At 47.0% G+C, this 15,312-nt stretch carries 11 protein-coding genes and 1 pseudogene; 7 read left to right on the top strand and 5 right to left on the bottom strand.

Annotated elements, in window-relative coordinates:
- Nucleotides 1-23: 23 nt before the first annotated feature.
- Entirely contained in the window at nt 24-1,691 is a 1,668-nt protein-coding gene (locus LN737_RS19065) for a hypothetical protein (protein ID WP_405511420.1), read from the bottom strand.
- A gap of 356 nt (nt 1,692-2,047) precedes the next feature.
- Here LN737_RS19065 and dnaK point away from each other — a divergent pair, with 356 nt between their 5' ends.
- The 3 genes from dnaK to LN737_RS19050 all read left to right on the top strand — a co-directional run bounded on the left by dnaK (nt 2,048) and on the right by LN737_RS19050 (nt 6,546).
- Complete coding sequence (gene dnaK / locus LN737_RS19060) at nt 2,048-3,973, top strand: molecular chaperone DnaK (RefSeq protein ID WP_405511419.1); 1,926 nt, start codon at nt 2,048-2,050, stop codon at nt 3,971-3,973.
- Nucleotides 3,974-4,237: 264 nt separating this feature from the next.
- Nucleotides 4,238-5,755: a hypothetical protein gene (locus LN737_RS19055; protein ID WP_405511417.1), complete on the top strand. Its 1,518-nt coding sequence runs from the start codon at nt 4,238-4,240 to the stop codon at nt 5,753-5,755.
- A gap of 365 nt (nt 5,756-6,120) precedes the next feature.
- Entirely contained in the window at nt 6,121-6,546 is a 426-nt protein-coding gene (locus LN737_RS19050) for a hypothetical protein (protein ID WP_405511416.1), read from the top strand.
- A 5-nt stretch (nt 6,547-6,551) separates the two neighbouring features.
- On the opposite strand, the gene LN737_RS19045 is transcribed toward LN737_RS19050, so the two are convergent.
- Nucleotides 6,552-6,908, bottom strand: coding sequence for a hypothetical protein (locus tag LN737_RS19045; protein WP_405511415.1), 357 nt, complete (start codon nt 6,906-6,908; stop codon nt 6,552-6,554).
- A gap of 64 nt (nt 6,909-6,972) precedes the next feature.
- Entirely contained in the window at nt 6,973-7,551 is a 579-nt protein-coding gene (locus tag LN737_RS19040) for a DUF4142 domain-containing protein (protein WP_405511414.1), read from the bottom strand.
- Nucleotides 7,552-7,684: 133 nt separating this feature from the next.
- Here LN737_RS19040 and LN737_RS19035 point away from each other — a divergent pair, with 133 nt between their 5' ends.
- The 4 genes from LN737_RS19035 to LN737_RS19020 all read left to right on the top strand — a co-directional run bounded on the left by LN737_RS19035 (nt 7,685) and on the right by LN737_RS19020 (nt 12,864).
- Nucleotides 7,685-8,068: an antitoxin Xre/MbcA/ParS toxin-binding domain-containing protein gene (locus LN737_RS19035; protein WP_405511413.1), complete on the top strand. Its 384-nt coding sequence runs from the start codon at nt 7,685-7,687 to the stop codon at nt 8,066-8,068.
- Complete coding sequence (locus tag LN737_RS19030; protein WP_405511412.1) at nt 8,068-8,517, top strand: RES family NAD+ phosphorylase; 450 nt, start codon at nt 8,068-8,070, stop codon at nt 8,515-8,517. The genes LN737_RS19035 and LN737_RS19030 overlap by 1 nt, the downstream gene beginning before the upstream one ends.
- 252 nt (nt 8,518-8,769) lie before the next feature.
- The gene (gyrA, locus tag LN737_RS19025; RefSeq protein WP_405511411.1) at nt 8,770-11,280 is read left to right on the top strand and encodes a DNA gyrase subunit A; all 2,511 of its coding nucleotides are present in this window, start codon (nt 8,770-8,772) and stop codon (nt 11,278-11,280) included.
- A 141-nt stretch (nt 11,281-11,421) separates the two neighbouring features.
- Nucleotides 11,422-12,864 (top strand): lipopolysaccharide assembly protein LapB, encoded by a 1,443-nt coding sequence (locus LN737_RS19020; protein ID WP_405511410.1) that lies wholly within the window; start codon nt 11,422-11,424, stop codon nt 12,862-12,864.
- A gap of 761 nt (nt 12,865-13,625) precedes the next feature.
- On the opposite strand, the gene LN737_RS19015 is transcribed toward LN737_RS19020, so the two are convergent.
- Nucleotides 13,626-14,129, bottom strand: coding sequence for a helix-turn-helix transcriptional regulator (locus LN737_RS19015; protein ID WP_405511409.1), 504 nt, complete (start codon nt 14,127-14,129; stop codon nt 13,626-13,628).
- A 207-nt stretch (nt 14,130-14,336) separates the two neighbouring features.
- Nucleotides 14,337-15,151: pseudogene (locus tag LN737_RS19010) on the bottom strand (2,3,4,5-tetrahydropyridine-2,6-dicarboxylate N-succinyltransferase).
- Between the last annotated feature and the right edge of the window lie 161 nt (nt 15,152-15,312).

Here is a 15,312-nt window from a genome sequence, read left to right as displayed (position 1 = left end):
TTTTAAAGGGCTGAATACGCTACTTAATAAAAGGTTATTGTATGCTCAAAGGGAGTAAAACCTGTGAGGTATACAGTAGGCACATCCATAGCCGGCAGGGCGCCCCGCAGTTGCACACCTTTATGAAGGGCATTTCCTGGCCCAAACGTAATCGTGTCATTCTGAACCGTGTATGCGCCCGAATCGGCTAAAAGATACGCATTCGAGCGGGTCGGATGCCTGGTGACACCCGCGAACGTACCGCCGGGGCGGAAAATAAGTTCCAGCGCTACGGGGACACCCTCTGTGCCAGTCATCTGAATCTGTGCTTCCAGGCCACGTGGAGTCTCTCGAATGGTAATTGTACTGGCGAGTCGCTGTATTTCGCTCTGCTTCCGATTCGACCGGGGCATTTTCTCCCAATCCCCATCTTCGGGAATGGAAGTGGGTGGATAAGGTTGATAATAAGGCCCTTCCAGTGTTTGGGTCAATATCCATCGATCATTATGTTGCACAATCCGTTCGGTCTGAAACTGGCCTTTGCCAAAAAATGAAGCGGCCAGACGAACGCCCTGCAACACGGCATTGCCTTTATGAAACGTAAGCCAGACCGGATTGGCCGATAAGATTGTACTGTCCCAGTTGTTGCGTCGGATACGTACCAGTCCTGAGGTTGGGTATGCTTTTACGTAGTTCGTCAGGAGGGGTTTGCTGGGCGGGAGTTCGTTCCATAAAGTGGAATCATCCAGTAAATAATCGAGATAATAAACGGCTTTGGACAGAACGGATGTTTCAATCAGGCGGCACATGGCGGCCATTTCACCGTTTTTATCCTGTAATGCCATAAAGCGGAACGGATAATAATAGCCTTCCAGCGTGCCTACCAGTGCCTTATCCTGGCGTCCTGATGCTTCCGAAACTACCTCCCCATTCGGATGCACGTAGTAAAGGGTCATCATCAGGTTCTTTCTGACGTAATCCAGCAGGTATGGTTTGTTGAGCCCTTTGGCAATGGTAATGAGTAGGCGATTCGTCAGGGGCGAATAAATCAGGGTGCTTCGCTCGTTGTATTGCCCATCCTGGTCCATATCGATGTGCTCGGCCAGCCACTGGTCGATGCGGGCAACGTAACGCGGATCGGGCCAGAGGCCATTCAGTTTCGTTAATGCCGCAGACACAACCCAGCGATGATTTGGGGTGTGGATACCGCCTGCAATCAGCGCTTCCCCGGCCCGCTGTAAAAATAATTTCAGCGAACTCAGCAAGCGTTCCTGGTCAGCCAGTTTCGAGCGGGATACTAAGCTATAGGCTGTTGTTAAGCGCTTGACGATAAATCCAGTATCGGGCGTAGAGTGGAAATTGGTGGCGGGTAAATCGATGGTTCCATCCGTATGTTGAACCTTAATCAGGTATTGGATTGCATTGCCCATTTCAGTCAGTAAATCCGGCGCCTGATAGAACCTGGATTCCGGAGACGAAACTGCACAGGCTGCCCGCCGAACAAAATCAGCCGTCGACTGGGGGTTCGGAATATCCTCGCCATCTTTCAAGCCGCCAAAGGCCGGATGTGCGGGATCGCTCAATTGCGTGGTTCGCAGGGACGTAAGCTGTTGATCATTGAGATCAATCAACGTAATCAACCAGGCAGGTTTGCCGGGTGGGGCTGCGTTCTGTAGCTGAGCGAGGGCAGCCTGCTGAATTGTCGGAAGCATACAAAACGCGGCTCCCGTACGGACAAAGGTTCGTCTATCCATTTAAAACAGATACCGGCAATCGAGGGTAGGTTGCCAGTTACGTATAAAAGGAAAGAACAAGTAGCGAATACTTACGGATCTGGATAGCCTGGATGATTCCTATTAAGATGATCATTTAAAGGGGTTCTCTAGCCACGAATATCTGCCATGTTTGGAATCGCCTATCACCTGAAAGCGACAATGTGGCCCTTATAAAAAGTTTGTTCTGCCAATCTGACAGCATCTTAAACATTTTTCTCCACTGGCATTTGTATTGATAGATAGGTCATGTCTGTCAGTATATATACAGCCAACTAAAGAAACTAAACCAAGTTATGGGAAAAATTATTGGTATTGACTTAGGCACCACGAACTCGTGCGTGGCCGTGATGGAAGGCAACGAGCCGGTCGTGATCCCCAACTCCGAAGGAGCACGGACGACGCCGTCGGTGGTCGCGTTTATGGACAACGGCAACGGCGAACGTAAAGTGGGAGCACCCGCTAAACGCCAGGCCATCACCAACCCGAAAAATACGATTTCCTCGATCAAACGTTTCATGGGTAAACGCTATGGCGAGGTAACGAACGAAATTAAAAACGTCGCTTATGACGTTGAAAACGGTCCGAATGGTACGCCCCGCGTTAAAATCGGTGACCGTCAATATACCCCGCAGGAAATTTCGGCTCTGATTCTGCAAAAAATGAAGCAGACCGCCGAAGATTACCTCGGCCAAACCGTAACGGAAGCGGTTATTACGGTTCCTGCTTACTTCAACGATGCTGAGCGTCAGGCCACCAAAGAAGCGGGTCAGATTGCCGGTCTCGACGTAAAACGGATCATCAACGAGCCAACGGCGGCCGCCCTGGCATACGGTCTGGACAAAACCAACCACGATCAGAAAATTGCCGTATTCGACTTAGGTGGCGGTACGTTCGATATCTCGATTCTGGAACTGGGCGATGGCGTGTTTGAAGTGAAATCAACCGACGGTGATACGCACCTGGGTGGTGACGACTTCGACCAGGTAATCATCAACTGGCTTGCTGACGAATTTAAGAAAGACGAAGGTATCGACCTGCGTCAGGACCCAATGGCCCTGCAACGTCTGAAGGAAGCCGCCGAAAAAGCAAAAGTTGAGCTATCCAGCTCAAATGCTACGGAAATCAATCTGCCGTACATTATGCCGGTGAACGGGATACCCAAACACTTGGTGCGGACATTGAGCCGGGCGAAATTCGAGCAACTAGCCGATTCGCTGATTCAACGGAGTCTGGAACCCTGCCGTCGGGCGCTGAAAAATGCGGGACTGTCGGCAAGCCAGATCGACGAAGTCATTCTGGTGGGCGGTTCGACCCGGATTCCGAAAGTGCAGGAAGAAGTTGAAAAGCTGTTCGGTAAAAAGCCGTCCAAAGCCGTTAACCCCGATGAAGCTGTAGCCATTGGTGCTGCCATTCAGGGTGGTGTCTTAACCGGTGAAGTAAAAGACGTACTGCTGCTTGACGTAATTCCACTTTCGCTGGGTATCGAAACGATGGGTGGTGTGTTTACCAAAATGGTGGATGCCAACACGACGATCCCAAGCAAGAAAGTTGAAGTTTATTCGACAGCTTCTGACAACCAGCCAAGCGTGGAAATCAACGTATTGCAGGGTGAACGTCCTATGGCGGCTCAGAACCGTCAGTTAGGCCGGTTTATCCTGTCCGATATTCCACCAGCACCACGTGGTGTTCCACAGATCGAAGTCACCTTCGACGTAGATGCCAACGGTATTCTGCACGTAACGGCTAAAGATAAAGGAACGGGCAAAGAGCAAAAAATCCGGATTGAAGCGTCGAGCGGTCTGACCGAAACCGAGATCAACCGGATGCGTGAAGAAGCTAAAGCCAACGAAGCTGCTGATAAAGCAGAACGTGAGAAAATTGAGAAAGTCAACCAGGCCGACTCGATGATCTTCCAGACGGAAAAGCAATTGAAAGACTACGGCGACAAACTGTCGGAAGGTAACAGAACGGCTATTGAAGGCGCACTGGCTAACCTGCGGACTGCCCACGGCTCCCGCGACGTAGCGGCTATCGATACTGCGCTCGAAGCACTGAACGCAGCCTGGTCAACCGCTTCGCAGGAACTCTACAACGCAACCAACGGTGCGGGGGCTAACCCAACCGACGGTGCCGGGTTCGATGGTGGAAATGCCAACCCCGGACAAGGTCAGCCAACCGGCGACAACGTTTCGGACGTACCGTATGAAGAAGTGAAATAATGGTAGACACATAGAAGGCCCCGCTGAGGAAACTTAGCGGGGCTTTTTGTTTTACATGCATGCCACCTTGGCTGGGTATGAACGTATCATGATTGATAATGAGGCTACTGGGCGGCTTTACGCTAATCTTTATATTATTTCTGGAATAAATTACGGACGAAATTTTCATGTGAGTGCGGTAGATAGAAATACGGTCAATAGTCGGTTAAAAAATGGGCAGGATAGGCCAGGATCTTTATCTTACGGCAGCTAATCACACTGACGATGACTGAAACCAACCGGAAACAAGCCAACTGGACTATATTTCTTGTCTACAGTGCTGCCCTTGTTATTCTGGTTTGGCATCATGAAATGTGGCGTGATGAATTGCAGACCTGGGGTATAGTTGCCAGTGCCCACACCTGGGCCGACCTGATTCAGAATACCCGCTATGAGGGGCATCCCATGCTCTGGTTTATCCTGGTGTGGCCCGTCGCCCAACTGGTAAACAATCCCGTTGCCATCCAGGTGTTTCATACGATTCTGGTCCTGATAACGGCCTCTCTAATTGTTTTCCGCAGTCCGTTTTCGGTGCTGGAAAAGATCCTCATTCTATTCAGTTATTATTTTCTGTATGAGTACGGCGCGATAACCCGTAATTACCAGATCGGGATTCTGCTGATGTGCCTGATTTGTATTTTATGGAAGCATCCGCATACAAACCTGTTGACAATTAGTGTACTGCTGTTTTTGTTAGTTCAGGCGAATGCATTTGCGTTTTTAATCGGGCTCGGTCTGGCACTTGGTTTACTGATGGAAGAATATCAGGCAAAAACGCTCTGGCCGTTGACCGCCAGACATATTGGAGCCGCACTTATTATATTGCTGGGGATTTATCTGTCCTCACTTGCCGTGCCTCCCGGCGACTCCAGTTTTCTAACGGGTTGGATAACCAGATTCGATCCAGGTACGGTACTGTTTGCCCTGAGTGGCATCGCCCACGGTTTTTTGCCCATAACAGGATTTGATGAATACTACTTCTGGAATTATTCTTCTGTTCCTTTAGGAGCATTACCGAAATTAATTATAGGTACGGCATTGCTTGTAGTGGCCTTCTTTTCTATGCCAAAGGATAAAGTTGCGCTTAGTATCCTGTGCGCCTGCGTGCTCTTTATTTTTGCCTTTACCTACACAAAACCACGTGGCAACCTGCGGCATTTTGGGCATTACACACTAGCGCTGGTAGCGGCTTTCTGGATTCAGGGAAACCGGACCGTCTCAGCGCCGAAGCGGCTATTGTCGATCGGGTATTTTGGCCTGTTGGTGTTAATCACTCAACTGGTAGCCGGCATCAATGCGTATTATCGGGATCTCTGTTACCCCTTTTCGAATGCTGAAAAAGTGGCCGATTATATCAAAAAACAGTATCCGGCAAACATTTCACTGGCCGGCGCCTTTCAGGATATGCTGACGTCGGTACGGTGGTATGCGCAAAAACCTATCTTCTATCTTGATATTGAAGAATACGGTTCCTTTGTCATGTTCAATAAAAAACACTGGAATGATACGTTGAATGCCCAACCAGATTCGGTGACCTATGCCCGGTACATAAACTTTCAGAAAACGCACCAACCTGCTTTACTGGTCATGGGTTATCATGCTCTGCCGGTACCGAAAGAGGGTCAGGTTGATACGCTACGTACCGCCGACGGGGTTTATTTATTTACCTGTGCTAAAGCATTCGAGGGGGCAATTACGCGGGAGGATTTTTACTTATTCGACGTAAAACGTGCGACTAACTAAGCTTGGTCCGATGTAGGAACACAAAACAGTACGTAGTCGCTGGTGCGTTCTATAAATTTTATCGTTTAGTAGTTGATTAATTCATCGACAGTCATACGATATCGACAGAACCGTCTTCTATACTTTTTACTGAATCGTTCGCCGAGTAGTCTATTGTTATTATTGCTGTATTTTATATGAATAATATAGGGTGCTGTCGGTTTATGTAACAAATTGATTATCAACAAGAAATTTTGAATTTGCGCGTTTGTACCTATCTTTTTACTATCACTTATTAAGCAAATCAGGCGAAATGGATACTTAGCGGATATTTGCTATTATTGTTCTATAAAAAGGCACTAGTTGCATTACTCCCACCTGATTGCATGACATTCTCCCAACATATTCGCTTACTGTCGTTTGATGATTTGCTAGCCCTGGCTGATACCGTTCAGAAGGAAACGGCCCGCCGAAATACGTTTATCGATTGCCTGTCGGATATCAAGCTGAAGGGGCTGAGTCTTACCATCAACACCAGAGATCTTCTCTATCGAGTCATCAACGCTCGATTAAATGGACCAGCTTCCAAAAAGAATGGCGACCTGACCATCAAGGACCTGTTTAGCTTGTTGAAAAAAGAAGATTGGTTGTACATCGAGTACCTGAATGCGCGGGCATTTGTTGAAATCAAAGATACACTGATGCGTCACGATGCTACCCTAGAAGAGTATTATGGGGTATTTGACGAGAAGACGGATAAGACGCTGAACCGGCGGCTGATACAGATCATTGATGCCGGTACGTATAAATAACGTATTTATTGGGGAGATGAACTACGTTTCGGAGTAGAGGCCTTCGTACCCGATTTTGGCTGAGTAGCCTGTGTTTGGATGGTCGTTGCTGAACCAGTAGTCGCGGACCCATCTGGTGAGGCTGCTCTATTTTTGGGCGTCGAGGCAGGCGGTACGTACATATAATCACGGGAAGAACCTTCGTCGGCAATGGTCATACTCTGCGCACTGCTTGTGGCAGGTCGTTTTCCTTCGGTCAGATAGCCGGTTCCGGTTGAAGCAGTTGATCCACCACTCCTTGAGCCCGTTGTTGATTGCGCCCAACCTGCCTGCATAAGGCCAGCTGTTAAGGTCAGAGCGACTATAAAATCCCGCGTTTTCATACGATCAGTCAAATCGAATCAGTGAGTAATTAAAGCAATCACTCACTGATTCGGAATTAAGGCACTACTTCATTTTCTTATCGATGGCATTGATAGCATCCATATGCTTTTGAAGCGTAGGCAGTGTTTTCGATGCGAAATCTTTGACGGCCGGATTTGTTTTGTCGTCTTCAGCTGTCTTTTTAAATAAGTCGATGTCTTCCTTGTGGTCATCGACCATCATGCTGACATACTTCTTATCAAAATCAGCGCCCGACAATTTCGCCATATCGTTCACGTGTTTTTGTTCGTCCTCGCCCAGGGTGGAGGGTAGAGTAATATTGTGGGCAGCCGCTATCGTTTTAAGCTCATCGTTTGCTTTTGAGTGGTCTTTAACCATCATAGCCCCAAATTCTTTAACGTCTTTGCTTACGGCTTTTTCTTCAGCCATTCGGCCCAGTTCTACTTCCAGCATACCCCCATTGGCAGCTTTTACGGCAAACTCATTCGTGTCGTCATTCTGACCCGTGCCCAAATCCTCTTTGGCTTCGTTGGAACTATCCGCGTTTTCAACGCTGTCCGCGGTCTCTGTCTTCTTACTGCTGCAAGCCTGGAAACTCAGGGTGCTCACGGCGAGCAGTATGGCTAAACTTATCTTTTTCATAACGTAGTTTTGTTTGGTAACTCATTAACGTAATAACAACGTTTAAGCGGCCATTAGGTTTTGAATCGACGGCATCGTCTGAATTTTTAGACAAAATTCTGTGTTTATTAGACAAAATTCCTACGTTTGTTGTATGATTCATTCCGATCGCACGGCACTGGTTTTTTCCGCCTTAAAAGGCGTACCGGCTACCCGCTTTTTCGAGATTGCTGACCTGACGGGCTATAAACGGGAACAGTTGGCCGAGGTATTTGATACATCATTAAAGACATTTCAGCGATATGAGCGGGAACAGAAGCGACTGAATCCGCAGGATAGCGAGAAGGTGCTTAAAATCATGGCGCTGTTTCAAACGGGCGAGTCGGTATTTGGGTCAGCCGATTCATTTCGGCGCTGGATGGACAAACCGGCCTATGGCTTAGGCAACCAGATTCCGTTCGACTTATTGCATACCTCGGGCGGTATTGACCTGATTATGGACGAAGTGATCCGTATTGAATACGGCGACCTGGCCTGATGCTTGTGTACCGTATCACAAAAGCAATTTATGCCGACCGTCTGGTTGCTTCAGGGGGAGCTGCCCGCTGGAATCAGCGAGGAGAGTTTGTGATCTATACCGCGGCCACCCGAGCCCTTGCCTGTCTGGAGAACGTAGTACACCGGAGCGGGGAGGGGTTACAGGATACATTCCGGGTTATGGTTATCGAGGTCCCGGATGATCTGCGTATTGAGGTGATCGGTACAGATATGCTGCCGACAAACTGGTTTGATTTTCAGCAGTATGATGCCTGTCAGCGAATAGGAGGGGAGTGGCTGCGAAGTGGCCGGTCGGCGGTCGTAAAAGTGCCTTCAGCGATTATCGGTAATGAATGGAATTACCTGTTTAACCCGGCGCATCCTGATTTTCGGTGCATTACGTTAGTAGGCACAGAGCCATTCGTGTTCGATCCACGGATCAAAACATAAGATCCAGACTCCAGCAAACGGTTTGGGTTTTAGTTGAAATAGAATTGTATTTCATTTAGATGATAGCATTGCCGGATTTGATGAATAGAACGCGTTCGTCAGGCTGGAAATATCACTATTCTAGCGCATTTTGGTGCTTATTTACGGCATTATTTCTGTTTTCTCCTGAAAATTTTGTATATTTGTGTATAGAGGGATCTGCGTTTACTACGTTGATCTGAATAGTAATTTTCTGTGAAACTCCTTTAACACATGGCGGAACAAAATCCCGACCTCGAATCTCCCAGTAACATCATTCCCATTAACATTGAGGACGAAATGCGTGGCGCCTACATTGATTATTCAATGTCGGTTATTATCTCGCGGGCCCTGCCCGACGTGCGCGACGGCCTGAAACCGGTTCACCGTCGGGTGTTGTTCGGAATGGCCGAATTGGGAGTTAATTATAACAAGCCGCACAAGAAATCGGCTCGTATCGTTGGGGAAGTATTGGGTAAATACCACCCGCACGGCGATTCATCGGTTTACGATACCATGGTACGTATGGCCCAGGATTGGTCATTGCGGTATCCACTCGTTGATGGCCAGGGTAACTTTGGTTCAATCGATGGGGATTCGCCAGCGGCTATGCGGTATACCGAAGCGCGCTTAAAGCGCATTGCTGACGAATTGCTGACGGATATCTATAAAGAAACGGTTGATTTTCAACCTAATTTCGATGATTCGCTCCAGGAGCCGACGGTCATGCCGGCCAAATTGCCGAACCTGTTGCTCAACGGATCGTCGGGTATTGCTGTGGGTATGGCTACCAATATGGCTCCCCACAACCTGACGGAAGTGGTGGATGGGATCATCGCTTATCTGGACAATAATGACATTACTGTTGAGGAACTGATGCAGTACGTCAAAGCGCCCGATTTCCCGACCGGTGCTACCATCTATGGTATGGAAGGGGTAAAGTCGGCGTTTAAAACCGGCCGGGGGCGCGTTGTGATGCGGGCTAATGCCACCATCGAAGAGAACAGGGGCAAAACCCAGATCATTGTAACGGACGTACCGTACATGGTCAACAAAGCGGTCATGCTCGAAAAAACAGCCGAGCTCATCAACGAGAAAAAGATCGAAGGTATTTCGGCATTCCGGGATGAGTCGGACCGTGATGGGTTACGGGTTGTGTATGATCTGCGTAAAGACGCCATTGCGAACGTCGTTCTGAACAACCTTTACAAGCACACGGCCCTACAGTCCTCGTTCAGTATCAACAACGTAGCGCTTGTGAAAGGGCGTCCGATGCTGTTGAACCTGAAGGATATGATGAAATACTACGTCGAGCATCGGTTCGAAGTGGTTACCCGTCGTACCCAGTATGAGTTGCGCGAAGCCGAAAAGCGGGCGCATATTCTGGAAGGGTTGCTGATTGCGCTGGATAATATCGATGCGGTGATCAACCTGATCCGTTCGTCGCGTGACCCGGAAGTTGCCCGGACAGGGTTGATGAGTCAGTTCTCCTTAAGCGACGTACAGGCGAAGGCGATTCTTGAAATGCGTCTGCAGCGCCTGACGGGTCTGGAACGCGATAAGCTACAGCAGGAGTACGATGAGTTGATGGTTGAAATCAATAACCTGCGTGAAATTCTGGCGAACGAAGAGCGTAAGCGGCAGGTCATTAAAGAGGAACTGATTGACATTCGCGCCCGCTACGGAGATGAGCGCCGGACGCAGATCAATGCACTAGGCGACGGAAACATCAGCGATTTGTCGTTGATTGCCGACGAGGATATGGTGATTACCATTTCACACGAAGGCTATATCAAACGGACACCGACCACCGAATACCGTTCGCAGGGGCGGGGAGGAGTGGGCGCAAAGGCCGTTTCGACCAAAGAGGAAGACTTCACCGAGCATCTGTTTACAGCCACGATGCACAACACCCTGCTGGCGTTTACCCAGAAAGGACGTTTGTACTGGCTGCCGGTGTATGAACTGCCGGAAGGGACGCGGACGGCAAAAGGTCGGCCGCTGGCAAATTTCATCAATATCGAGTCCGATGACAAAGTTCGGGCCGTTATTAACGTAACGGATCTGAAGAACGAGGATTATATCAATAATAACTACCTCGTAATGTGTACGCGTCAGGGCACCATCAAGAAAACGATGCTCGAAGCCTTCTCACGTCCGCGGCAGAGTGGTATTATTGCCATTACCATCGACGAGGGCGATCAACTGATCGGGGTTTGCATGACCAATGGCGATAATGATATTGTCATTGCTTCGAGTGCCGGAAAAGCGGTACGATTCCACGAAAGCCGGGTTCGGCCCATGGGACGTACAGCGGCTGGTGTACGCGGCATCTCGCTTGATGAGGACGACCCAACCGATCATGTGATTGGTATGATTTGTATTGCTTCGCCTGATGCACAGTTGCTGGTTGTTTCGGAGAAAGGGTACGGAAAACGCTCAGAGATTGATGGTTACCGGATTACTAACCGGGGCGCTAAAGGCGTGGGTACGTTGAAAGTAACCGAAAAAGTAGGCCGTCTGGTGGCTATTCTGGACGCAGCCGACAACGATGACTTGATGATTATCAATAAATCGGGTATCGCCATTCGTACGCCAGTTAGTGAGATCAGCGTCATTGGCCGGAATACCCAGGGCGTCCGATTGATTAGCCTGCGGGATGGCGATGAAATATCGTCGGTGACGAAGATTAAGCAGGAGGAAGGCGAAGAAAGTGTACCAGCCGAAGCAGAAACGGCTGATTAACGGGCCTGATAGCAAGTAAATTGAGCCGCTTAGTTGATAATTTATCAGCTTAGCGGCTCAAACAATTTAAAGTCGTTCATGCTTATACAGACAGATTCCGTACTTTCGTTTCTGAATTAATAAACACAACCCAATTTACACATGAAACCTATTTATTTAGTCCTTGTGGCATGTTGCCTGTCGGCGGGTGTGCGGGCGCAGCAAGGTGGGGGCGCTTTAGAAGCTGCTGCCGCAGATGCGCTTAAAAAGGACAAAGAGAAAAGCGACAAGGATATTACGGACGCAAAGGCTTCGGCTAAAGCCAGTACCTGGATGGACCGTGCTAAACTGTATCAAAACATTGCCGCGGGTGGAAATATTAAGCTTGACTCAGCGGCTGCTATGACTTCTTATGATGCCTTCAAAAAAGTTGTTGAACTTGACAAGGATAAAAAAGGTGGTCCTGGCAAGCTGGCGAAGGAAGCGGAAGAGGCTATGAAAAGCCCTAATATGTATACCGCCTTTATGCAGCAGGGGGTAGCTAAATTCCAGGCTAAAAACTATCCGGACGCCATTAAGGCAATGTCCATGGCTGGGGACATTAATCCAAAGGATACACTGGCTCCGCTTTACACGGCTATTGCCGCTCAACAGGTGAAGGACAATGCGACAGCTAAAACCCAACTGGAAAAGTATATTTCTGGCGGTGGTAAAGACGCAGCTATCTATGGTTCGTTGGCAATGTTGTACCGGGCCGACAATGAAGTTGATAAAGCACTGGCCGCTCTGGATAAAGGAATCGCCTTGGCACCCGGTAACAAGGACCTGGCTAATGAGAAAATCAATATCATGCTGACGACGAATCGGATGGATGAGGCCATTTCTGGTATGAAGCAGATGGTTGAAAAAGATCCGAACAATGTTCAGAACCTGGTAAACCTGTCTATCGTCTATAATAACATTGCCAGTAAAGGCGACGAAGAAATTCGTAAACTGGAAAGCGAAACAAAGAAAGGCGGTAACTCGGCCAAGCAATTAGCCGATGGTAAAAGCATTCTGGATACGTATAACAGTGAAGTTGCCCGGTTGAGTGCTGCTATTAAAAAGCAACCGAAGAATGCCGCCGAGCTGAAGCGTCAGTTGGGAGATGTTCAGAAAAAAGTCGTTGAGCAAAAAGCGGAAGTAGCCAAACTGGAAGCAGCTGCCAAAGAAGCTGCTGCAGGTGCATCGGCATCGGCAGACTCCGAAAAGAAACTGGCTGAACTCAAACAGAAGAAATCGGAAACCAAAGCGTTGGAAAAGCAATATCTGGAGAAAGCCTTGGCGGTTGATCCGAATAATTACGATGCCAACTATAACATGGGTGTTTTTGTGTTCAACGAAGCTGTTGAGTTAAAACGCGCTGTGGATAAGATGGACATGAGTGAGTATGCCAAGAGCGGTAAAGAAGCCGATGGTAAAGTGTGTGGGAAATTCAAGCAGGCTCTGCCTTATTTTACAAAAGCAAAAGCAGTAAAAGAAGAGCCAGATCTCGTTGAAAACCTGACGAATACGCAGAATATACTCAAACAGTACGAAGAAAAGAAGATCACCTGTCTGGAATAGGTGACTAGCTAAAAAAGAATAAATAGGGTTGGTACAAACGTATCGACCCTATTTATTTGAAACTTTACTTAACATAATATAAATTATATAACAAAAGAATCGATTTAATCCACACACTTATTCACAAGTTATCCACGTGGAACACTAAAGCATTGCTTTACAGATAGTTAGGATGAATTGATCGGAAAGGGCTTATTTGAAGCAGAAAACGCATTTTTTTTGTTTAGCGTTTACGTATTGATAGGTGTTTTTCAGCTGAAAAAATGAGGAAAATTATTTCCTGTGATCAGTTATTAAGTTTTAACGAGCCAATATTTGTCTTAAAAACTCAAGATGATTTTCTGGTACTGTTTACGAAATTGATAAGCTACAAGCTGATCCGACGATTCAGGCTCTATATATGGTAGCAATGTGATGACATCTTGCTTAAGGGATTAGCCATAAGTTTGATCAATTATAGAGTGAGCATGATAAATGATAACCCCAAAACTTGTCTCTATTCAAGCCTAGGCTGTTAAACTCTCTAAACCAGAGAGTAATCAACTAGCGAATCGATATTGTCATTTATATAAATGGACACACAGCCGGGAAAAACATCGTATAGTAAAATCTTAGTAGAAACCGAGTCGCTCAATCTATTCTGAGTTCGCTACAATTTTTAAAAAGAGTAAATGCAGATTACGTAATACGTATGGAACGGCAAAAATCCCCAGCATTAATTGAACGAACTTGTCGTTCTTTCCCAACCAATGAAGATTAGGCTATACTGTGGGTGTATACTCTCTGAATGAGCCATCCGTATAAAAAATGAGTATTCGTTCTACCTTTTTTTCCGATGTAGAAGTTGGTTGCTGGTCAGCCACCGAAGCGATAGACTGTTCTGCGGAGGCAAGTGCTGATGGTGATATGGGTGGTATCTCGTTACGTTGACTGCGGATGTTGGTAGCCGGTTGTGCGTAGGAAAGTTGTAGAGATTCCGGCGATTTATAGCGATCAGAGTTTAAACGCGACGCATTGCCCCGATTCGAATAACTGTGATGCATTGACGTGGCACCACCTGTCTGATTATCTTCTTCCATAATCCAATCATAGCCTAGTTCTGGAAACCGACGAATTATTTTCTGTATAATATCAAAGCTGGGGCGATTACGTCCAGATAAAATGTGCGATATACTCGAGCGTTGAACACCAATCTCATCAGCAAAATAGGACGGGGTAAAATTTTTGTCGATGAGGATCTGTTTAATTTTATCATTTATGCTCATACGATTTATTGTATAATGTTTAACGCAACAAATATAAACGTAAATCATTTACATATACTATACTGGTAAATTGTATATAAACAAAAACAACGCCACACAATTGTATAATGTGGCGTTGTTAATATAAAACTTGTATATTGATCTTGGTAAACACACATTTATAAATCATACAAATGTGTGTTAATTGACAAGTCTACGTGTGTACAACTAAACAGACACATTATTTTCACGTAGTGCGTCATTCAGGGAAGTTTTCAAATCCGTAGTTGGTTTCCTCTGGCCAATAATAATCGCGCAGGGAACGTGGTATTCGCCAGCTGGGAATTGTTTAGCATAGCTTCCTGGAATCACGACGGAATTAGCAGGAACGAATCCTTTATATTCAATCGGCTGAGTACCGGTAACGTCTATTATCTTGGAGGACCCGGTTATAGTAACCCCGGCCCCTAAAACTGCCCGTTTGCCAATCCGGGCACCCTCCACAACGATACAGCGAGAACCAATAAAGGCTCCATCTTCAATAATGACAGGAGCTGCTTGGGGTGGCTCCAGTACGCCACCAATGCCTACTCCCCCACTTAGATGAACGTCTTTACCAATTTGCGCACAACTGCCAACAGTCGCCCAGGTGTCGACCATGGTTCGTTCATCTACATATGCGCCAATGTTGACGTACGATGGCATTAGGATTACTCCCGGTGCCTGGTAAGATCCGTAACGGGCTACGGCTGGTGGAACGGCGCGTACGCCCGCTTCAGCAAAATTAGTTTTTAAAGGAATTTTATCGTTAAACGTAAAAATTCCCACTTCTTCTGCCTTCATCTGTTGACTAACAAAAAAAGAAGAATAGCCTTTTTTACCCATTCGTTGACAGTCCACTCCCCGGATTCATCATCGGGCGGTGTGGCTACCCGGAGCATTCCCTTATCTAATTGATTAATAACATCCCGAACAATTTCTAACGACTCTGGTTTTTTCAGTAACTCCCGATTGGACCACAAATTCTCAATTTCACTGATCATTTAAGTAAAGAAAAGGTTGATATAAACTATCTTAACTATTTGATTTTTATTTGGTTAACTATTTAAGCCAAATAATATTTTGTTGTGTGTCTTAGGCCACCCGATTAGGTACTTCCTTAACTCAAAGGTAATCATTCGACGTGTATAGTTGAAATATAGGG

Origin of the sequence: Spirosoma sp. KNUC1025, from assembly GCF_045160025.1 — a bacterium.
GTDB lineage: Bacteria > Bacteroidota > Bacteroidia > Cytophagales > Spirosomataceae > Spirosoma.
The sequence above is the reverse complement of the archived record's forward strand: the minus strand, read 5'-3'. Positions and strand labels throughout refer to the sequence as shown.